This window comes from Photobacterium japonica (assembly GCF_050337005.1).
Lineage (GTDB): Bacteria > Pseudomonadota > Gammaproteobacteria > Enterobacterales > Vibrionaceae > Photobacterium > Photobacterium japonica.
Window position 1 is genome coordinate 107,012 of the sequence record NZ_JAKJSN010000010.1, and the last position, 22,418, is coordinate 129,429.

A 22,418-nucleotide genomic window follows, 5' to 3' on the forward strand; every position below is an offset into this window, starting at 1 on the left:
TCACTGTCACAAAAAAGAAAACCCTCACAAGGAGGGTCATCTTTCATCACATATACCGAATTACACAGACTGTTTCCGTTGACGACGTATACCCCAACCGACACCAGCCATCCCCATTAAAAACAGGCCAAATGATGCAGGCTCTGGCACCTGCGGTGGGCCGCTTGGCGGACAATCACGTGTCACGCCAGCGCGAGTGTTAGGACATTCTGGGATTTCTTGAAAAGCTTTATCACTGCCGCTACCGAGTACTGATTGTCCACGAATACCCACCGCAATAAAATCATTCAGTGATAAACCTAAATCAGCAATATCAAATGACACATCATAATACCAGTCAGTAAGCGGAGAACCCTGATTACCAACCCGCAAAATTACATCAAATGGTGCAGGGTCAACAGAACCATTAAAATTACAGCCAGCTCCACAATTACTGGTATTAAAAAACGTATTAGTTGGTGCTACTGCGGGACCGCCACTACGAGCAATCGCACTAAAATTCATGACATCCAAATTGGCCGATGTGTATTCTGTTGCCCCGTCGGTATTAAACGCAACAGCTAAGATATCTGCATCCGTCTGAGGTACTGAAATATTAAATGTAAAACGCCCTGCGGTGTTGTCATTAATGCTGTAAGTGTAACCAGCCGTTGGCGCACTCGTATCTTGCCAATTGGTGATGATGATTTCACCTGCACTTACACTGGTTGCCACCATGCTTCCGCACAATGCCAATAATGATAGAGGGGAAACTACTCTCATTATTTTGCTCCTTCAATTTATCTTTTTTGTGTTTGGCATGATCTTATTAGCATTAACCATGCCACCCTTTCCCTCTTTATTTTTCAATGTATTACATCTGTATTCATCACATCAAGTCATCATGTGTAATAGAAGCTGACAGTGAATGATGGTGACACTCATAACCACGTATTTTTGTCGCTATCTTGAGACACAGTCTCATTATTTAACACCTTTTAAATCGGTTTAATCCATTTACTCGCTTACCTCGCATTCAAATAATAAAAGACATCAATTTCACTGTTAAAAATCCTGACACCGTGTACGGTCTTGTTCTTCAGGCATAAAATAGCCCTGATAAACAGGGCTATTTTTCATTTCACTTTGCGAACCACAATGCGGTATTCTTTATTATTTACGACACGTAAATCGGCCCACCAAACGATGTGACTGGCGGCACTTCTCCCGTGTATTTCTCGACATTTACGACGACCGTATTGGCACTGGTCGCTTGCGCCAGTTCCGAAGTACCAATATCCATCGTCAGGGTATTCGGGTCACCATACGTGTCGAGCGCACCGACTTTCACGCTTAATGGACCATACCACGCCCCTTCATAAATACGCACAACGCCGGTTGGGTAATTGTCAGACACGACCGCCCCCGCTAAGAGTTGACCACGATCGTTAAATACCCGCACCAAGTCACCGTCTTTAATGCCACGGGCTTTCGCATCGTCTGGATTCATGTATACCGGCTCACGGTCTTGCACCGTGTAGGTCGCCCGGAACGCATCAGACTCACACATTTGGGAATGCAAACGCTTGTTCGGGTGACAAGACTGTAACCACAGTGGGAATTTTTCCGAACCCGGTCCGCCATGCGAACGCTCTGCTTTCTCAAACCACATCGGATGGCCTTGGCAGTGTGCATACTTATAGCTAGCGATTTTGCGGCTATAGATTTCAATGAACCCAGAAGGCGTCCCCAAGGGGTTAATTTCAGGATCTTCACGGAATTTGGCGTGGCTGACGTAATTCTTACCCGCACCAAAATCAAACCACCCTTTTTCATCTGCCCAAAAGGCATCAAAGTCCGGCATTTTGAAATTGGCTTTGTTGGCTTCTTTACAACCGTCATACAGGGATTGGATCCACTGTCGTTCATCCATGCCACGGGTGTACTCTTTACTGCGATTAAAACGACGACAAAAATCGGTGAAGATGGCGAAATCTGTCCGAGACTGGTACATCGGATCCACCAGCTTATGCATAGCCAATATACCGGTACCGGAATACGCGCCATATAAGTCGATGTCATCCCGCTCATATTGGGTACACGCCGGCAAAACGATATCCGAGAAGCGGCAGGTCGCTGTCCACGCAAAATCAATGGTCACCACCGTTTGTAACTTCTGGAAGGCGACTTTCATGCGATTGCGATCTTGCTGGTGATGCCACGGGTTACAACCGCTGACTACCAGCATTTTCGTATCAGGCAGGATCACCTTATTACCGTTGTAGTTAATTTCTTTGCCCGGCTCAAGGATGGCATCAATCCAACGCGCCACTGGCATGGTTTTACTGTACCCCTTGTAATCATTGTTATCCCAGATCGGCGTCATGCCCTCATCCAAGTTACGCGGGAAGCCCCCCGGGCCTGCCGCCCCTGTCGGTGGGATCCCCACGCCGCTGTAGTGGTGAGAATAAGATATCCCGCCCCCAGGCAAGCCTATTTGCCCTAACATGGTCGCGATCACTGCACCCATCCAATACGGTTGCTCGCCGTGCTGTTGACGCTGCACCGCCCAGCCAAAAATCAGCTGGGTACGGCCTTTGGCTAATAAACGAGCAAACGCGCGAATATCATCGGCTTTGACGCCACAGATTTTCTCTGCCCATTCCGGCGTTTTTTCGACTTTGTCTTTCGCCTTGCCTAACACATACGGCATGAATTCTTCAAACCCGAGTGCATAGGTATCAATGAATTTCTTGTCGTACAAATCTTCGGTATACAAGGTATGGGCGATGCCCAACATAAACGGCACATCGGTTTGTGGATTGACGTATTGGTGATCACACTGCAGGTAATTCTGGGTTTTCGATTTGACCGGATCCACACAGATCACTTTGATCTCTCCTTTGGCCACCTTGTCTTTTAGTTGCTCGTAATACATGTAGGAGTCATGGGTTTCCGCCTGCCACCCCACTTGGGTGTTTTTCAGTGGATCATTGGCCCACCAAATCACAGTATCCGTGTGCTCTAAGATCAACGGCCAAGAGGTCCCTTGTGCGTACACTTCGGTCGACCCCAGTACATAAGGCAAAATGGTCTGCCCTGCCCCCGTCGAGTAATCCCCCACTTTGGTGGTGAAATTACCGTGCATCCCAACCGCACGTTGCATGTGGCTGGTACAACTTTGGAACTGGCCGGTTTGTCGCCAGCCCGTCATGCCCGCATTCAATGCCCACGGCCCATAGTCTTTCTGGACGCGTTCTAGTTCGTTGTAAAACAGATCCAACGCTTCATCCCATGTCACGCGAATAAAGCGATTATTCCCTCGGGTATCACCGCTGTACTTGTGCTTCTTCAACCAGTCGAGGCGCACCATGGGGTAACGTACCCGCGATGGGCTGTAGATGATCCCTTTGATGCCTTTTAGCATTTCTGTCGGGTATTTATCCCTCGGCAGTGGCTCAATCTCAGCCACTTGTCCGTTGTAGATTTTGGCGCGGAAAGCCCCCCAATGGGATCCCGTGACTTTCCATACCCCCTCCGCCGAATACGGCGAAGTCACTTCTTCAGCGGCTCTCGCCACCGATCCTAATAAACTGGGGCCAATCACAGAAACCGCACTGGTGGTGGCTAGCCCTTTTAAAAATTTACGTCGACTCAGAGACATCACTTACCTCACTTCGCTTCTTATTAATGGCTTTCTTTAGAAAAAGTCGATGAGTGTTTCTGCAAATATTTCAATACCAAGGCTTCGCTATCATGATCCAGATTCACGAACGCCAGCATACCGTTGAACATCCCCGGCCATGTATTGGCATCAAAGTGGTTGGGTGCAGGTTGGGTATGACACACACTACAGTTGGTGGTGTAAGCAGGCTTAGTCTCAGCCCAGATATCGTCAATATTGCTCAGTAACGACTCTTTAGGCATCCACAATTTCACCGTCACACGCTGCCAGCCTAAGCCAGTCAGTTCATCTTCTTTCTCTTCAAATTTTTCCACCAGCGTGTCACTTTGCGCGGCCTCTTTGCTCAACGCAGCAGTTGGAATGTTCAACCCAAAGTCTTCATTGATCACGCGACCAAAGCCTTTGGTTTTACGCCAACCAGACAACTCCACTTGCACGACGTCATCTTTTACTTCTACAACTTTTACTTCTGATGCAGGGTTAAGTTGGCCACCATCAATGGTCATCGCCTCGTCTTGATACATCGGTAAGAAACGCACACTGTAATAGTTGTCACCTTCACTGTAAGAGGTGCTGTGCGATTTTTGCACTAACTCTTGCACCATGCCGCCCGCTTGCCCCATATCACCCGGCAAGGCATGCGCGATCCCTTTATGGCAATCAATACAGCTTTGATCACGCTCAGCCGCTTGTTTCATCTGCGATTGTGCTAACGTGGACATTTCATCCCACTTCATGCTGTCGTAGTTATGGCAGCTTTTACATTCCAACGACCCATTGGCAGAGAAACGTGCCCATTCGTGATTCGCTAATTCCGCCCGTTTTTCCAAAAACTTTTCACGGGTATCAATGGTGCCAAAAATGGTCCCAAATACCTCTTTACTGGCCTGCATTTTACGGGCAATTTTATCCGTCCAATTATGCGGAACATGACAATCCGGACAGGTTGCCCTTACCCCTGAATGGTTGGACCAATGCACGGTTTGTTGGAGTTCTTCATATACGTTGTCACGCATTTCATGACAACCGATACAAAATTTTTCGGTGTTGGTCATTTCCAGCGCGGTGTTAAATCCTCCCCAGAAAATCACCCCAGCGATGAATCCGCCAAGGGTTAAGACCCCTAAACTGATATGCACTGCGGGACGCCAAAAGGTCGCCCACAGTTTTTTTAAAAACTTCATCATAGTCGTACCCTGTTTCCTTGTTGGTCATTGTGGCTCAGCGCGATCAGCGTCGTTTAGCCATGACCCGGCGGTCCCCAGAAAAAGATCTGCATCGCCCAGATAAAGAAGCCGTAGCCGCTTACAATGGCAATCGAAAGGATTGGAAATAGAAATATGGTGATGAAGAGAAAAGAGCGCCATTCGTACTTGGCTCTTTCTTTGTCACTGACTTGTGCTGGCGTATTCATTGCTGACATCCTTTTTTTCTTCTTATGCCCCCCATTCATACAGGCCAAGACCCGTCACCAATGGGCTACTGAGCTAAGTATAGTTAAGGATGGAAAGTGGATTGAGAATTGTCCGTTCAAGCAGAAAAGGAAGGTCAATAAGGCGATAATCGTCACACCGTCAGGCACAAAAAAAGGATGCACTCAGGCATCCTTCTTCAAACAATGTGGTGCTATTTTACAACGCCGCGCTATACAGCGTCTGACGCTGTTGGTACAACTTCAGACGCTGAACAAAATTGGCGTAACGCTCAGCGTTTTGATCATCCAACTTTTTAATCGCGGTTTGTTGTGCATTCATGGCTTGATTAAAGTCACCCAACGCCGCATACGCTGCCGCAAGGTTATCGTAATCACCCGCATCACCAGTGCCACTGCGGCTTAATACTTGCTTGGCGAGCTTCAGTGCACGGTGACCATCACGTATTTGTGCATCATTACAGGTCGCGTATAACCACACCAAGTTACGCTTGGATTCTAATGACCCACTGTTAGACGCTTCATTGAACCACTTAATGGCATTGGCACAATCCACGGACCCATTATTGCTCGCACCCGAGGCATAATACATCCCCAGCTCCACCATCGCGCCCACTTCACCGTCATTGGCCGCTTCGGTGTACCAATGCAGCGCTTGGGTATTATCACGTGGCAACACTTGCCCCGCTTTAAAGAGATCGCCAATCATGGTTTTGACTTCAGGCATATCAACGGCGGCTTTTTCCAACCAGTACATGCCTTTTAGCGGATCGGCTTTCAGGCCATTTGACCCTTCCAGATAGGCACGCCCCAAAAACAACTGCATGTTCTTATCCCCTTGCTCCGCTTCTAACTCCACGTAGTTCAAGGTCGATAATAAATGGTGTTCCGGTGACGTCGTGACCGAGGCATTGGCAAACGTTGCGCTGCACGCCATCACGCCAAACATGGCACCACATAGCACTTTTTTTAGGGTCATTGTTGTTGGCATATCGGGGTTCTCTATCATTGCACGGTCACGGTATGGGTTGGCAATGTAAAGAAAGCGTGGTTAAAAAACAACCATTGCAAAATGCATTTTTTCAACGAATTTGGGCGAAGATAAGCGGATTGGCTTGCGAGTCAGTTGCTTAAGAGGAATAAAAAAATAAGGCAAAATGAAGAAAAGTGAGAGATAGATCTCACGTTAGCAGACAAGCATAACAGGATCGCCTGAACTATTACTGACAAACCTGATGATAACCCTGTCGACAACACGATTAACAACATGACGAGTAAGCCCGTTGGCGATATGCATGGCACGCTAACGTTGTTTCTCGACACCGTCATCGATTAGCACATCAAGACGGACATAAAACAGCGGCCAAGCCGGATGTCAGGCTTGGCCGCTTGCTGATAATGTCGAGGGTGCAGATACGCGATCTTCTCTCCCCCGCTCGGTTTACAAATTCCTGTAGTGATCTTCACCCGCTTCGATATCTTGATCTTGGTACTTCGAGGCGGTGCCATCGAGATCGATATCTAAGTCAATTTCATTGGGGAGATCCAACAAGGCATCACACACCAAGACAATGTCGTATTTGCCTTCTGGGACATAATCCATCGAGTACGTATTGTCTTCCCCTACTTTGGCGGTTTGCAGTGGCGCATAATCAGAGCCTAAATCACCGTACTCTTCCGTGTCTGACTCATACAAATACACATAAGCATCTTTGGCAGAGGTCACACACGCGCTCACATCAATGTCCCCAAATAGCTTACCAACCGTCAGGTTATCCACCACACGAAACCCTTCACTTTTCAGTTGATAGGCTTGCTCCACCAATTGGATCATGCTGCGCAGATCAAACGACATGGTAAACGTGGTAGGCGCATCAATGTTGATGTTCAGTCCTTCAAATTTCAGATCGTCCACGATGTCCATTTTGAGATTATCTATCGGGTTACCCACGTATGAATACGGTGTATTCAAGAAGTCCCCGTAGCTCCCTTGCAAGACTGACATCGCCATGGTGGTGTACTCCCCAACGGGCACCAACTGCTCAGTGATCAAGTTGACCAAATCCACCCCAGCGATATCGTATAAATCAATCACGATGAATTTCGGATACCCATCGTTATCGACAGGGATCTCGGAATCCGCAGGAATACATTGGGTCGAGTTAACCGCATAAGGATCCGCCATGCTCTTGGTGGTCCACTCCACAATGGTGCCAGCCAAATCGGTAATCGAGACCGCATCAATCGCCACACAGGCTTGCAGCTCATCCGCCCCGTTTGGCACTTCTTCCGGTGGTATGGCCACATCCACCGACACAGGCACGGTGCCACTGTCTTGGTTTGGCGTGGCCTCGTTCGTCAACGCTGCAACATCATCTGAGTCACTACACCCCGCCATGATCAGCGTGGCGAGCACTGGTAATACTATTTTTTTCATGTCATCACCCCTACGACAATAAATAAACTGGCCTGTACCAAACCAATCTGCTGGCCGCCGAGTGTTTGGTTATGTTCTTGTGTACCGCGATGAATGAAAGTGAGGGTCACTCCTGATGACATAACCTCATTTCCCTTCATGTTGGCAGATGGCCGAATCTGACAGTTCAAATATTAGGCAGGAATAACAGGGCAAAAAATTTATCCGAGTACTAATTAAGTAATGAGAAAAAGATCTTACGATCAAGACGAAATTACACGCACAAAAAAGCCGATCATGATGATCGGCTTTTGATGTTCAGCTCTTGCGGGCGATCCGCTATACCGGATCCACTTCCAGCATCGCCGGTATGTTTAACTGCGGTTTCTGCTCTTGCCCAAAACCACGCAGACCCACAACGTGTACGTGTTCGCGATCTTTAAAGATCTTACGCACCAGTTTGTACGTTGTTCCCTTCTCTGGGCTGATGTTTTCTGGCGCGGCAATCAATAACTGCATATCCAGACGCTCACACAGCTCAAACAGGGTCGCGATCGACTTACCATCCAGACGCGCGGCCTCATCGAGGAACAACAGACGACATGGGATAATGTCTTTACCACGCAGACGGCGTGATTCTTCTTCCCAGCTCTGTACCACCATCAGCAAAATAGCCTGACCGGTACCGATCGCTTCACCCGTAGACAGCGCGCCGGATTCGGCTTGTAGCCAACCGTCTGTACCACGGTTCACCTCAATGCTCAGCTCAAGGTAGTTACGGTAGTCCAGCAGTTCTTCACCCAAGGTTTGTGGTGAACGCTGACCCACATCAATGTGCGGATTCAAACGTTGGAACAGTTTCGCCATGGCTTCAGAGAACGACAAACGCTGGTTACCGAACAGATCCTGATGCTGATCTTGCTGCTCTGCCAAGCCGTGCAACAGGGATTCATGCGTTTCGCGTACTTTCACGTTCAGACGCACGCCTTTCACCTGACCAAAACCGATGTTTTGCAGGCCTTGGTTCAACAAGCGAATACGGTTCTGCTCACGCTGAATGGTCTTGCGAATAATGTTCGCGACCGAATCAGAACTGATTGCCAAGCGTTGCTCACGGGCGGTCAGCTCTTCACTCAGACGCGCCAGCTCCACTTCCATCTCTTCAATCGCTTCAACCGGATCGTCGGTACGAATGATGTCGTGACGGATACGCTCACGCAGGTGCTGATAAACGGCAATGTAGAACAAGACTTTGCGTTCTGGACGTGACACGTCTTCTGACGCACGCAGCGCATCACGCAAGTTTTCGTTGTCTGCCACCGCCAAGCGCAACGCACCCAAGGATTTATCTGACAACGAACGCAGTTCATCGGCGGTCATGTACGCCATTTCACGACGGTGCAGGCGACGCTCAACATCACTTTCACGTGCCAAACGCAATACCGCACACCAGCCCGCTTTCGCGTTCACAACCAGTTTACGGATGTCTTGATACTCTTTACCCACTTTACGCAGACGCTTGATCAAGCCCTTCATTTCCAGCTCAACCGATGTGATGGTTTTTTCTAGCTGGCTACGACGGGTACGTGAACTGTGCAGACGTTCATTAAGCTCATCACGGCGCAGACGCGCACGCTCTTCGGCTTCCACATCCGCACGCACACCCAACTCTTGCAGTTCGCGTTCAAATTCCTGAACGGTTTCCAGTTTCGCTTGGTGTGAACTTTTCAATGACGCCATCAACTGGTTGTACTGGTTCGCTTGTGCACGGTTCTGCTTCAAGGCATCGCGACAACGGGTACGCTCACGCTCAGCCGACGCCAGTTTATTTTTCAACTGCTCGTTCAGCTCAGAGCTCTTGTTCAGCATGTCGATAGAATCGGCGTAGCTGAAGTGATGACGACGCTCGACCAAATCTGCCACGGCGAAGATTTTGGTCTTCAACGCTTGTAGGGTCTGATCCGCTTGCACGTAGCTCGCTTGCAGCGCATCGAATTGCTCTGGGTCTGCATCCAACGCTGTTACCAGTGTTTCCAGTTCCGCAATCGCCTTACCGTGACGGTCAAGGTAGTTCGCAGCGTCATCCAGTTGGGACAATTGCTGCTCGATTTCGTCAAAACGTGCTTGTAGTGTGTCGTCTTCCAGCAAGTTCACCAGCGGGTTGATCTTGCCGAGTAAGGTTAACCCGTCACGCGCACCGATTAATTGGCTGCGTTGCTGTTGTTCAGTGGCTTCGGATTCTGCAAGCTGACGTACAACGTGATTACGTTGCTCACGTACCGTTTTCAACGCCGCTTCCGGATCGTCATTGAACGCCACGGCCATGTGTGTCGCCACAAAACTGTTGAAGCTCTGGTACAAACGCTGCAGTTTTTGTGAATCAAACGCGGCTTTGGCGTGATCTTCAATTAACTGCTCACGTTCTGCACGCAGTTGCTCAAGACGCTGTTCACGTGCCGCACGGCCAAACAGTGGCACTTTCGGGAAACGCGAGTAACGCAACTGACGGTCGTTCAGGTGTACACACACCGCGCCGTCCATCTCATCGACATCGAAACCGCTGTCGTCAAACGCATCCACATCGCCTTCGATGATGTAAAGATCATCAGGACAATCGTCCAACGCCACCAGCTTGTCTTTAATGCCTTTCAGATCAGGCACGACAATCGCGTGACGAGAAGGACCGTACATCGCACTGAAATACGGCGCATCCGCCAAGGTAATATCGTCGTAAATCTCTGACAGCAGGCTACCGCCCAAGGTATCGGCTAATCCACGCAAACGTGAATCATCGCTACCACCTGGCTGTGCCAGACGCTCAATCGCCTGCTCCAACTCGGTTTTACGGGTCGCTAACTGATCACGTTTTGCTGACACCTCGCGCTCTTTGTCGAGCGTGTGCTGCATCGCGTCCATGACCGCCTGACTGTCATACAGTTCAGACTCCGACTGCTCAGCCAGTTTTTCTAACGCATCAGACGCGGCAATCCACGCTGGCGCCGCCGCTTCCAATGTGCTGATCTGCGCATTGCACTGCTGCTCTTGGCGACGGTATTCATTTCGTTGCTCAACCAAAATCGCTTGGTCTTGCTCTAACGCTTCCAATGTCGCTTCGTGACGAGCTTGTTCTTCAGCTAACGCTAACTCGCTATCCACAGTCACCGCAAAACGCTTGGCGTACGTTTCTGCCAATTCTGTTGCTTGACGCTGATTACGTACCGCACGCTCAAGGTCGCGGTATTGCGCTTTAAGCTGCTCGCTGCGCTCAGTCACCGTGGTCAATTGACGGGCATGGCTGATCAGTTCACGGGCTTTTGCACCCGCTTCGCCACGTGCCACCACACCGGCAATGGTCGTCACCAGCTGCAAGCCTTTCTCAAACTGTTGCGCCGCGGCAGATGACATGTCCAGCTTGTGCTTCAATGCCAACAACGCGGTGGTTTGCGTGTCTTGCTCTTGCTTCAGTTGTGCCAGATAAGGCACGGCTTTATCCGCCAACAACTGATGATCGCCAGACAAGTCACGGGCTTTTTCCAGCGCCTGTACCGCCTGCTGGTATTGCAGCGCACGGGTTTGCTGCATGTCCAACGCTTGTTGATAATCTGCAAGCTGGGTTTTCAGGCTGTCGACTTCTTCTTCGGTCAACAACGCTTGTTCTTCGGCCATGGCCAGCTGTTCAGCCGCTTCTTCCACCACCATGACCTGCTCTTCCAAGCGCTCGGTCAATTCTTCCAGATCTTCACGGTAACGTTCGATCTTCTCTTGCTGACGCACTGCTGTTTGTACCAACTGCAGGTGATCCGACGCGGCTTGATGATCTTGCTCTAACGCGCTTTCGCGGTCTGTCAGTTCATCCAGCTCTGCAGTCATGTTGATCATTGCCGTTTGCTGATCGTCCAACGTTTTACGTGAACCCATCAGCTCACCGCGCAAGCTCAGCGTTTGCTCCAGCTTATTACGACGTTCGTTGGCATGGCGCATGTAGTCCGCTGCCACGTAATTGGTCGCTTCGGTGATCAGGTGTTTAAACAGATCACGGTCACTTTGCGTCAGTTTGATCGCTTCCAGCGTCATGCGGTTTTCACGCAACGCCGCTTCCATATCCTGGAAGGCTTTCTTCACGCCGCTGTTGTGTGGCAACAAGTAGTCGCGCAGCGAGCGAGTAATGGCACTGGAGATACCGCCGTACAACGAGGCTTCAATCAAACGGTAGAACTTTGAACGATCCGTGCTGTTACGCAGTTTCTTCGGCAAGACGCCAAATTCAAACATCTGCGCGTGGTAATCGGTCACGGAGTTGAAGGTTTTGAAAATCACACCTTCGTGCTCAGCGGTCACCACGTCTTTCACTTCGTTGATCTGACGCACACGCGCCTGATTGTCCGACAGCGTTTCCACCAACACATCGGTCGGTTTCACGTGCGACGGCAGGCCCTGAATAATGAATGGCTTGATGTCGACTTTCTTATCTCGGCCCGCCACTTGCTGTAGGCGTACCGCAAAGATAATGCGCTGGTTACGTGAGTTCACCACGTCCAATGCCGAATAACAGGCACCTGGCTTCAACTTACCGTGCAAACCTTTGTCACGCGAAGCATTCGAGCTGCCCGCTTCCGTGGTGTTACGGAAGTGCAACAAGCTTTGATCGGGGATCAATGAGGTAATGAAGGCCGCCATGGTGGTCGACTTACCGGCACCGTTACCCCCTGACAAGGTGGTGACCAAGTTATCGATGTCAAAAGTACGGGCAAAGAAGCCGTTCCAGTTGACCATGGTCAATGATTGATACTTACCGCGTTCCATTAGGCATTGCCCTCCTGATCGGCGTGGTCTTGGTCATGATCGACATCGTGTTCTGCGTCGTCGTTGTCGTCATGCTCATCCAGCAGGCTCGACTGACTCGGGGCTTGTTGATGCACCACCACCGCTTCACCATCACGGATCAAGCGGATCTGCGCTTCACGCATATCGTCCCCGGCGCGCACATCGGCACCAAAACGGAATACTGATTCGCTGATACGGAATTTACCGCTTTCGCCAATCGGAATAATCATGCCCAAACGGCGCAAACGGCGCAGTGAGGTTTTGACTTTGTCATACAGCTTTTCACGGTCCAGATCCGACCCTGATGCGCGGTTAGTGACCAGCTTCATCAGTTTCTTCTCATCGGCCAGCGTCATCAGCTCTTCAAACATCTCTTGGTTAGTGAAGATGCCTTCATGCGCCAAACGCTCTGGGCTCAGGTAAAGAAAACACAGTACCTTACCCACCAGCATGTCAAGTTCGGCCAATACCGAACGGCTGATCAACGAGGTTGAACGCGGACGCAGGTAGAAAAAGCCTTCTGGTGCACGCACCAATTCCGCGTTATAACGCTTATAGAACATCGCCAATTCCTGCTCAAATTCAATCAGCAGGGCATGGTTATCTAAATCTTCGCTGGAAACATGACGACCAGAACGAAGGGCATTATCCAGTGCCGGGAAAAGTGGGTTGGCAATCGCCTTGGCCAACTTCTCAGGCATAAATTCTTCAATATTTGTCAATGACATTCGCTTGTACCTTGGCTCCATAGTCATTAATTGCTTCCCAGTCAGGCTGGATGGCGTTGAAATCAGACTCGGCGTAACCCAGTCTTACCGCCTGATCAATCACCAGGCGCGCCAAATCAAAATGCTGGGCATGGGAATGCTGAGCCAAATAGTCTTTGAGCAGCACACTCAGGTTAATTGCCGCACCGGTTTCTTTGTGCGCTTGCAGCATCACCGCCACTTGATCGGCTAGCTGATCGGTCACCAGCTCTAGCTCTTCAAATTCCACCGCTTCAGGTACCATACCGGTCACTTCATCGTCACGCAGCACGAGGGCTTCATCACGCATGTCCAACAGGCGGTCGGCATCGGCATAGGTCAACACCCAAGGGGCATCAAAATAGTCCTGTACCGACTGGCGTAAACGCTGGCTAAAGGCCCGGTTTTTATCCATGTCGATCGCGGTACGAATGAATTTGTGTACGTGGCGGTCATAGCCAATCCACAAATCAATCGCTTGCTGACCCCAGTTGATGATGCGATCCAACTTGGCTTGCAAGTTGAAAATCATGGCATCAACAAAGTCCAGTTCAGGCTCGCCCTGCACTTCTTCTTGAATAATCAGCAACTGGGTCTGTAATTGGTCACCGGCCGCTTGCAACGTGTCTTGTAACTCGCGCAAGGTGCTGGAGGTTTCATTCAGCAGCACTTCACAGCTCGAAATCGCCGCACGCCAGTCTTGATTCAGCAATTCAGCAATGTCTTTTTTCACCTGCTGCTGCTGTTCATCCATGGTGCGCTGGTTCAAGTCGATACGGTCAAAGATCTCCGCAACGGAATACTTCAACACCGCATGCACGTTCTGTCGCCAGTGTTTCTCGTCACCGCCTTCTTGGGCAGCGGTCGCGGCTTTATTAATTTCATCTGCCACCATCGCCAACTGAATAGACAATTTCAGTGTGGAATACTCACGATGGCGGGCATAGTAGTCTGTGATCCCCAGCGCCAGCGGGCTTAAACGGTAAATACTCGCACCGTCTGTCACTTCACTGGTAAAGCGGGAAATCAAGCGTTGGCGAACCAACTCATTTATGGCGTTGTTGGCACGGAAGGCCACGGTTTCTTTTGACTGGCCAAACATGTCGCTGACAATACGAAATGCATCAACCAGTTCACCTTCCCCTAATTCTTCATCGAAACGATCGCTGCTTAATACCGCGATCGCCAACAGGAACGCCAGCCGTTCAGTTGGCAGGTTAAGCTCAAATTCATGCTGCTTAACCCAATTGACCAACTCAGGAACGGTCTGGGTTACGTCACTCATCCGTTGTCCTTATTGCTTGTATGCGCGTCGTCTTCAGTGCCATTGAGTGGCCGTTGCGCATATACGTGGATATATCGCCCTAAAGACAAAAAAGGCTCCTGACGGCAGAGTTGTTGCTCCATCGCCAAAACCTGTTCAAAACTGTAGTCACCCACCCTGACGGTTTGCATGTAGTCATGGAAGGTTCTCACGCCGGTTTTCCCCAAAATGGTGAATCCCGCTTCGGTGAGCCAACTATACACCTCATCCGGCTTAATGCCTTTCTGTGGTTGCAATTTAAAACGCTTACGGTGCGGCATCCCTTCTTCAATGTGGGTTAAATTGCCACAGATTAAGTTTTTAAACAGTAACCCGTTATAGTTGTAGAACATCACGGAAATGGCGCCGCCTGGCTTCACTTGCTGTAACAGGCAATCTAAGGCTTCTCTCGGATCCGCCAGCCACTCCATCACGGCATGGAACAAAATCAAATCCACCGGGGCAGCCAGGTGTTGATCAATGTCCTGCACCGCGCTGTGAACCAGTCGATACTGATCCAGCAACCCGTTCTTTGCAATGTCCTGCTCGGCCAGTTTGAGCATTTCACTGGAGAGATCACATAACGTGACGTGATGCCCGCGTTCAGCAATTTTTTGTGAGAGCTGGCCTACCCCTCCGCCTGCATCTAAGACTTGCAGCGGCTCATTGTTTTCTAATAGGGCTAAAATTTGCGCCAAATCTTGCCAGACCACCGTTTGCCTAATTTGGCCTTTGCCGGTCCCGTAAATATTTCTTGCAAATTTTTGCGCTAAATCGTCAAAATTTCGGTCTTTGATCACGTCGGCTTTACGTTATGATAGTGGTTCTAAAAATATGGCTTATTTTCTCACAAGCGATAGAGGAATAAAGGCTTGTGGTGCTTTTTCAAGCTCAACTGCTGATTTTTCGGACGACATTGCATGTTTGAACTCAAAAAAATTGTCTCTGCTTTTTTAATGCCTTTGCCCGCGATGCTGATTCTCGGGGTTATTGGTTTACTCCTACTCTGGTTTACCCGCCGAAAAGGGCTGGCTTCGGCCTTTATCAGCTTTGCCTTTCTTGGCATTTTCCTGATGTCTTTCCAACCGATCGCAACCAGTTTGTTGCGACCACTGGAAAAAGCGTATCCACCGTATGTGCCTGCGGGCAAAGCGGTGGAATACGTGATGGTACTGGGCAGTGGCCATGTGATTGACAGCGCGATGCCAATGACATCGCAATTATCACGCACCTCGCTCATGCGATTGAACGAAGGCATTCGTATTCACCGTTTGTTCCCGGGGTCAAAACTGATCCTGTCAGGATACGGCGGCGGCTCTGCCACTAGCCAAGCGCGTATGATGGCGAAAGTAGCGCTGGCCTTGGGCGTGAACAAAAATGACATTCTGTTGCTTGAAACCGCCAAAGACACGTGGGAAGAGGCGTTTCAGGCCAAATCCGTGGTGGGGGACAGCAAACTGGTTCTCGTGACCTCGGCAAGTCATATGACCCGGGCGATGGCGGAATTTCACGATGTGGGCTTAAACCCTACGGCGGCACCGACGAACTTCTTGGCCAGTAACAAGATCAATCAACCTTGGGATCGTTACCAGCCTCAAGCGAGTTATCTGGAACAAACCGAGCGCTACTGGCATGAAACGATGGGACGTTGGTGGCGCACTATTCGCCATCACTTAAATGAAAAAGTGGCTGAACAAGCGTAAACCTACGCCGAACAACACAATCAATACGTATCAACAAGCCGTTAATCCCGCCTCTGGATTAACGGCTTATTTCTTTCTGCCTGCTCGTCTCTCTTGTCTTGCTTTCTCACCTTGCAGCCTCTCCATGCCGTCTCGCACACACCGCATGACCTCACCAAACAAGCACCGCTCAACATTTGACCAATCAGCGCAGAACAAAGACCAAAACTGAACAATAATCCACCCTTATTCCAAAAGGCTTTATTTTGTGCCTTTTTCATATATTAAAAGTAATAAAAAACCATTCCTGTTTTGGAACCCGCGTCATACTATTGAGCGCAATTAGTGATTAATAAGTCAGTACATGGACGCGCTGATTTATAACAACGTTAGGAAATGTGTCATGCTCCAGATTATGAATATGGCGATCTTCGCCCTCCTTATCGCCCTACTTTATCGACAACAAAAAGCCGAACATACGCTATCAAAACGCGTGTTCACCAGCCTAGGTTTAGGTGTGCTGTTTGGTGGCGCGCTGCAACTGGTTTACGGTGGCGGCAATGCGGTGATCAGCGATACGCTGGAGTACGTTAACATTGTGGGCGCGGGATATGTCAGCTTACTGAAAATGATCATCATGCCGTTGATCATGGTGTCCATTATTGGTGCCATCATCAAAGTGAAAGACTCGGGCTCTCTGGGGAAAATCTCCGGCTTGAGCATCGGTATTTTGCTCGCCACCACTGCAGTATCCGCCTTGATCGGCATCATGGTCAGCAACCTGTTTGGCTTATCCGCTGAAGGGATTGTGCAGGGTGCCCGTGAGATTGCGCGCGGTGAAGCTCTAGAAACCAGTTTGCACACCGTACACGCGTTGTCTTTTGCTGACATGATCACCTCTTTCTTCCCGGGTAACCCCTTCGCCGATTTGGCGGGCAGTCGCCCTACTTCTACCATCGCGGTCGTGATTTTCTCTGCCTTTGTCGGTGTCGCGGGTTTAACCGTGATCCGTACTCAGCCAGAATTGGGTGAGAGCTTTGAAAAGTTCGTCAATGTCTCACAGGAAGTGGTACGCACATTAGTACGCATGGTACTGAGCCTGACACCGTACGGGGTATTGGCCCTGATGACCAAAGTGGTTGCGGGATCTAACTATGACGACATTCTGAGCCTGATCAGTTTCGTGATGGCCTCGTATGTCGGGCTGGGACTGATTCTGCTTATGCACTTAGTACTGGTTTCTCTGGTGGGTGTGAACCCCGTGAAGTACTTGAAAAAAATCTTGCCGGTACTGACCTTTGCGTTCACGTCTCGCTCAAGCGCAGGGACGATTCCGCTCAATGTGGACACGCAGGTACAAAAGTTGGGTAATGGCGACGCGGTAGCCAACTTCTCGGCTTCCTTTGGTGCCACCATGGGACAAAACGGCTGTGCCGGTCTGTACCCTGCGATGTTGGCGGTCATGATTGCCCCAACGATTGGTATTAACCCACTCGACCCAAGCTTTATGCTGACCCTGATTGCGGTGGTGACGGTAAGCTCCTTCGGGATTGCCGGTGTGGGTGGCGGCGCAACGTTCGCAGCACTGATTGTCTTGTCGGCACTGGATATGCCGGTAGCACTGGCAGGGTTATTGATTTCGATTGAACCACTGATTGATATGGGCCGTACTGCGATTAATGTTAGCGGTTCAATGACAGCGGGTACCATTACCTCGCGTCTACTGGGCCAAGCGGATGAGACACTGTTTAATGCTGACAACGATGTGACACCGTCGACAGCAAAAATCTAACACAGACAGTCAAAAACACCTTTCCTTTCGATTTTCAAAGCCACCTCCGGGTGGCTTTTTCTTATTTTTCAATCACGTTATTCCCAGCCTATCCCTTTCACGTGTCAGCCTTGCGCAGCGCAAAATTGTTTTAACGGGGAATATGAACGCCACATGAATATACCAGTCACGCATTATTCAGTCAGGCTTTGTTTTAATGGCTCCATCAACACGGCGACCCACCCAGCATGAACCGGTACGCCGAATAGCCCGAACAACGCTTTGAATGAAAATAGGATGACGACAATGAACAAGCCAAGTGTATACCTACTGACCGCGATCCTTGCCTTTGGCCCAACACTGGCGATGGCACAATCTCAACCTATCGCTTACACCGGTCCAACGAAAATCACACCGGTCCATGAAATACTGAACGAGATTAATATCTTCACTGATCAAGATGTCATGATGGAAGGCAAACTGATCAAACAGCTGAGCGCGGATACGTTTGTCTTCAGTGACGGGAAAGATGAAATCACGGTAGAACTGGATGATGACACCCGCTTGGGCCAAACCATTGATGCAGAAACTCGCGTACGCGTATACGGTGAAGTCGATGGTGGTCTGCAGCCAGAAATCGAAATTGACCGAATCCAAGTGCTGTAAGCGTTAACGCCCACACACTGCACTTTTCTTATAGCTACTTTGTGAATATCACACGCGGCCCAGCAGGATGTCTGAGGCCGCTTTTTTTATTTTTAAACCGTATGCCGACAACGAGCAGACATAAAAAAAGTGGCACCAAAGGCACCACTTCTATGGATTTATTCGCGATGACGAGATGACGTTTCTCGCCCGTCACATCAAGACCATTAGCGCACCAACTGACGCACTTTTTCCAGATCTTCTGGGGTATCGACACCCGCGGGTGGCGCATCAATGGCCACATCTACGTGGATTTTCTCGCCGTACCAGAGTACACGCAATTGCTCGAGTGATTCGATTTTCTCTAACGCACTCGGTTCCCAGTTGATGTAGGTATTGATAAAGCCCGCACGGTAAGCATAAATACCGACATGACGCAGCAGGTTACGGTGAATTTCCTGCGGGCGCTTAGCAAAGTTGTCACGATCCCAGGGGATCGATGCGCGGCTAAAGTACAGCGCATAACCGTCTTTATCCGTCACCACTTTCACGGCGTTCGGGTTAAACACTTCATCCGCGTGATCAATTTCCACCGCCAGTGTTGCCATCGGTGCCACACTGTTCGCCAGATTATCCGCGACCTGACGAATAATGGTTTCAGGGATCAACGGCTCGTCACCTTGCACGTTCACCACAATGTGATCGGCTGGTAACTGGTATTTCTCAACCACTTCCGCCAAACGCTCCGTACCCGACTCATGATCGGCACGAGTCAGGCAGACTTCACCACCAAACCCTTTCACCACATCCACGATACGCTGATCATCGGTGGCCACAATCACTTGCTCAGCACCGGCTTTACAGGCTTGCTCATACACCCACTGCACCATCGGCTTGCCACCAATATCAGCCAGGGGCTTACCCGGCAAACGGGTAGACTGATAACGCGCAGGAATAATGACTGTGAATGACATTATTTCACCTCTTCCGAGCTTAATGTGCGGGCTTCAGGTTCTAGCAGAACCGGAATGCCTTCTTTGATCGGGTATGCGAGACGATCAAATTTACAAATCAGCTCATTGTTGTCTTTATCGAAGTTAAGCTTACCTTTGCAAGCAGGACAAGCAACGATTTCAAGCAGACGATGATCCATATTCTTCCTTTACCTTAATAATCCGGTTAATCAAACGCTCAGCTTGCTCCGTCGGGATGACCGCATCGACTGGCAAGTACCACCAATCGGGCTGAGCGAACGTGTGGCATTTCACCGCATCTTTCTCAGTCATGAGCAAGTGCTGCCCGCGGGCAGACAACTGATGTAATTCTTGTTCAGAAAATGCTTTATGATCAGCAAACGGCTGACAGACAACAGGGTGAACCCCTAGTGTCGATAATGTATTAAAAAAGCGGGGTGGATGGCCAATTCCCGCCATGGCCACAACATCGCCAGATAACGCACTTACGTCACAGCGCGCACCCGACTGCACATTGACCAAGGCGGACGGCGCCAAATGCATCGGGATCTCACCGCCCTGCGCCTCACCGCCGTTACAAATCAGAAAGTCGACTTGCTGCAAGCGTTCGCACCCTTCACGCAAGGGACCGGCAGGAATTAGCTGCTGGTTACCAAAACGACGCTGGCCATCAATCACCACGATTTCAATATCACGCGCTAGCGCATAATGCTGCAAACCGTCGTCGGTGATGATGACATCCACGTCAGGCTCTAACAAGGCCACCGCGTCAGCGCGTACTGGTGACACCGCAACCGGCACCCCCGTGCGACGATAAATCAGCACAGGTTCATCACCCGCTTCCGCCGTGGTACTGCTGTCCGTGACACGATACGGGTAATGCGGCGCTTTCGCCCCGTAACCCCGTGACACCACGCCCGGTTTCAACCCTTTGGCCAGTAATTGCTCCACCAGCCAAACGACAACGGGTGTTTTCCCGTTCCCGCCTGCGGTGATATTACCGACCACGACCACCGGTACCTTGGCACGGTAAACGGTTTTTTGACCGGATTGATACTGTTGACGACGGTGACGGCTGATCGCACCAAACAGTTTGCTAAGCGGCCACAATACCGGCGAGAGTACCCACCCTAGCGGGTGAGACTCAAACCAGATTTTTTCAATCACAGAAGCCATTAGTCACCAAATTGAATACGATGAAGCTGGGCATAGGCACCGTTTTGTGCAATTAACTCAGCATGCACACCGCGTTCAATGATTTCGCCTTCGTCCACCACCAAGATTTGGTCGGCGTTTTCAATCGTAGAAAGACGGTGGGCAATCACCAGCACAGTACGATCTTTTTGCAGTTCATCTAGCGCTGACTGAATCGCACGCTCAGATTCCGTATCCAACGCTGACGTGGCTTCATCCAAAATCAGTACAGGCGCATCACGCAGCAAGGCACGCGCAATGGCAATACGCTGACGCTGACCGCCAGACAGGCTTACACCGTTTTCACCAATCATGGTGTCTAAACCATTGTCCATGCCGTTAATGAAGTCCATGGCATGTGCGAGTGTGGCGGCTTTTTCAATCTCCGCACGGCTGTAACGGCCATCGCTCGCATACGCGATGTTATTGGCAATGGTGTCGTTAAACAGGTGAACGTTCTGTGATACCACCGCCACCTGATCGCGCAGGTTCGTCAGTTTGTAATCACAAATGTCATGGCCATCAATGGCAATTTTACCCGAATCAATGTCATAGAAGCGGGTCAACAAATTCGCAATGGTACTCTTACCTGAACCGGAACGACCCACCAAGGCCAGTGTTTTACCGGCAGGCAGTTCAAAGCTCACCTTGCGCAGGGCTGGCGATTCTTTCGTTGGGTAGGTAAAGGTCACATCAGACACGCTAATCACACCTTTTACGCGTTCTGCCTCATGGTTACCGTGATCTTTTTCGGTCTCAAGCTCCATCAAACTGAACAAGGTCTGACACGCGGCCATACCACGCTGGAATTGTGAGGTCACGTTAGTCAAGGCTTTTAGCGGACGCATCAAACCAAACATCGAACCGARGATCAGCGCAAACGTACCCGGCGTTAATGATTCACGCAGGCTATCGGTATTGGCCAAAATCAGCACGACCACCAACGCCAACGATGCAATCACCTGAATCACTGGGTTCGCGATCGCCTGTGCCGAGACCAATTTCATGGTTTGCTGGCGCATACGGTTACTAACTTGCTCAAAGCGTTCTTGTTCGACTTGCTGACCGCCGTAGCTCAAGACCACTTTGTGGCCTTTTAGCATTTGCTCGGCCGATGAGGTCACGGAGCCCATCGCATCTTGCATGTTCTTGGAGATGCCACGAAAACGCTTAGATACGATACGGATGCTAATGGCTACAACCGGCGCAATCACCAACAGAATCGCAGACAGCTGCCAGCTGTTGTAAAACATGATGGTCATCAGGGCGATAATCGTTGCCCCTTCACGCACCAAGCTCACCAAGGCACCGCTGGTTGCCGCCGCCACTTGCTCAGAATCGTACGTAATACGGGAAAGCAATTTACCCGCAGATTCTTGATCAAAAAAACCCACGGGCATTTTCATAAAGTGGTTAAACATCTGGCGACGCATCGTCATCACGACATTGCCAGATACCCAAGACAGGCAGTAAGTAGAAACAAAACCGCTGACACCGCGGAGGATCATCAGACCCAGTAGGTAAATGGGCATCATCGCGAGGAAATTGGATTCGACGCTGTCTAAACCACCAAAACTTTCATCCATCAGGGGTTTAATCATAGAAAGCATCAGTGCATCACTTGCAGCGTTGACGATTAATGCCACTACAGCCGCCGCTAGCCCTGTTTTGTACAGGCTAATAGAAGGCCATAATTGCTTAAACGTTTCCCAAGTGGTTTGATCGTTGGGTTGTGTCATGGAAACCATTATTTCTTGAAGTCAATGT

18 protein-coding genes are annotated in these 22,418 nt (G+C 50.0%); 3 read left to right on the forward strand and 15 right to left on the reverse strand.

Going from position 1 to position 22,418, the window contains the following annotated elements; translation table 11 throughout:
* Window positions 1-60: 60 nt before the first annotated feature.
* From L4C36_RS03450 to cmoM, 11 genes are all read right to left on the reverse strand, one after another.
* Window positions 61-762, reverse strand: coding sequence for a PEP-CTERM sorting domain-containing protein (locus L4C36_RS03450; protein WP_428476387.1), 702 nt, complete (start codon window positions 760-762; stop codon window positions 61-63).
* 394 nt (window positions 763-1,156) lie between these two features.
* Window positions 1,157-3,643 (reverse strand): trimethylamine-N-oxide reductase TorA, encoded by a 2,487-nt coding sequence (gene torA, locus L4C36_RS03455; protein ID WP_428476388.1) that lies wholly within the window; start codon window positions 3,641-3,643, stop codon window positions 1,157-1,159.
* A gap of 23 nt (window positions 3,644-3,666) precedes the next feature.
* Window positions 3,667-4,851 carry a pentaheme c-type cytochrome TorC gene (gene torC / locus L4C36_RS03460; RefSeq protein ID WP_428476389.1) on the reverse strand — a complete coding sequence of 395 codons (1,185 nt, stop codon included), beginning with the start codon at window positions 4,849-4,851 and terminating at the stop codon, window positions 3,667-3,669.
* A gap of 53 nt (window positions 4,852-4,904) precedes the next feature.
* A complete protein-coding gene (locus L4C36_RS03465) occupies window positions 4,905-5,078 on the reverse strand; it encodes a periplasmic nitrate reductase, NapE protein (protein WP_428476390.1) in 174 nt (57 codons plus the stop codon).
* Window positions 5,079-5,295: 217 nt separating this feature from the next.
* Window positions 5,296-6,087, reverse strand: coding sequence for a tetratricopeptide repeat protein (locus L4C36_RS03470; protein WP_428476391.1), 792 nt, complete (start codon window positions 6,085-6,087; stop codon window positions 5,296-5,298).
* 450 nt (window positions 6,088-6,537) lie between these two features.
* Complete coding sequence (locus tag L4C36_RS03475) at window positions 6,538-7,533, reverse strand: hypothetical protein (protein ID WP_428476392.1); 996 nt, start codon at window positions 7,531-7,533, stop codon at window positions 6,538-6,540.
* Window positions 7,530-7,655 (reverse strand): hypothetical protein, encoded by a 126-nt coding sequence (locus tag L4C36_RS03480; RefSeq protein ID WP_428476393.1) that lies wholly within the window; start codon window positions 7,653-7,655, stop codon window positions 7,530-7,532. Before L4C36_RS03480 ends, L4C36_RS03475 begins: the two co-directional genes overlap by 4 nt.
* 196 nt (window positions 7,656-7,851) lie before the next feature.
* Window positions 7,852-12,315, reverse strand: a complete 4,464-nt coding sequence (mukB, locus tag L4C36_RS03485) for a chromosome partition protein MukB (protein WP_428476394.1) — start codon at window positions 12,313-12,315, stop codon at window positions 7,852-7,854.
* Entirely contained in the window at window positions 12,315-13,064 is a 750-nt protein-coding gene (gene mukE, locus L4C36_RS03490; RefSeq protein ID WP_428476395.1) for a chromosome partition protein MukE, read from the reverse strand. Before mukE ends, mukB begins: the two co-directional genes overlap by 1 nt.
* Window positions 13,045-14,367 (reverse strand): chromosome partition protein MukF, encoded by a 1,323-nt coding sequence (mukF, locus tag L4C36_RS03495; RefSeq protein WP_428476396.1) that lies wholly within the window; start codon window positions 14,365-14,367, stop codon window positions 13,045-13,047. The genes mukE and mukF overlap by 20 nt, the downstream gene beginning before the upstream one ends.
* Entirely contained in the window at window positions 14,364-15,185 is an 822-nt protein-coding gene (cmoM, locus tag L4C36_RS03500) for a tRNA uridine 5-oxyacetic acid(34) methyltransferase CmoM (RefSeq protein WP_428476397.1), read from the reverse strand. Before cmoM ends, mukF begins: the two co-directional genes overlap by 4 nt.
* A gap of 120 nt (window positions 15,186-15,305) precedes the next feature.
* On the opposite strand from cmoM, the gene elyC reads away from it, so the two are divergent.
* The 3 genes from elyC (at window position 15,306) to L4C36_RS03515 (ending at window position 18,504) form a co-directional block, all read left to right on the forward strand.
* Window positions 15,306-16,088: an envelope biogenesis factor ElyC gene (gene elyC, locus L4C36_RS03505; RefSeq protein WP_428476398.1), complete on the forward strand. Its 783-nt coding sequence runs from the start codon at window positions 15,306-15,308 to the stop codon at window positions 16,086-16,088.
* Between the two features lie 382 nt (window positions 16,089-16,470).
* Window positions 16,471-17,859 (forward strand): L-cystine transporter, encoded by a 1,389-nt coding sequence (locus tag L4C36_RS03510; protein WP_428476399.1) that lies wholly within the window; start codon window positions 16,471-16,473, stop codon window positions 17,857-17,859.
* Between the two features lie 285 nt (window positions 17,860-18,144).
* Entirely contained in the window at window positions 18,145-18,504 is a 360-nt protein-coding gene (locus tag L4C36_RS03515; RefSeq protein WP_428476400.1) for a YgiW/YdeI family stress tolerance OB fold protein, read from the forward strand.
* Between the two features lie 206 nt (window positions 18,505-18,710).
* On the opposite strand, the gene kdsB is transcribed toward L4C36_RS03515, so the two are convergent.
* Genes kdsB through msbA form a run of 4 tightly spaced genes read right to left on the reverse strand, consistent with a single transcriptional unit; the run spans window position 18,711 to window position 22,390 of the window.
* Window positions 18,711-19,457 carry a 3-deoxy-manno-octulosonate cytidylyltransferase gene (gene kdsB, locus L4C36_RS03520; RefSeq protein ID WP_428476401.1) on the reverse strand — a complete coding sequence of 249 codons (747 nt, stop codon included), beginning with the start codon at window positions 19,455-19,457 and terminating at the stop codon, window positions 18,711-18,713.
* Window positions 19,457-19,636 carry a Trm112 family protein gene (locus tag L4C36_RS03525; RefSeq protein WP_428476402.1) on the reverse strand — a complete coding sequence of 60 codons (180 nt, stop codon included), beginning with the start codon at window positions 19,634-19,636 and terminating at the stop codon, window positions 19,457-19,459. Before L4C36_RS03525 ends, kdsB begins: the two co-directional genes overlap by 1 nt.
* Window positions 19,617-20,624, reverse strand: coding sequence for a tetraacyldisaccharide 4'-kinase (gene lpxK / locus L4C36_RS03530; RefSeq protein WP_428476438.1), 1,008 nt, complete (start codon window positions 20,622-20,624; stop codon window positions 19,617-19,619). Before lpxK ends, L4C36_RS03525 begins: the two co-directional genes overlap by 20 nt.
* 8 nt (window positions 20,625-20,632) lie before the next feature.
* Window positions 20,633-22,390, reverse strand: coding sequence for a lipid A ABC transporter ATP-binding protein/permease MsbA (gene msbA / locus L4C36_RS03535; RefSeq protein WP_428476403.1), 1,758 nt, complete (start codon window positions 22,388-22,390; stop codon window positions 20,633-20,635).
* Window positions 22,391-22,418: the final 28 nt, after the last annotated feature.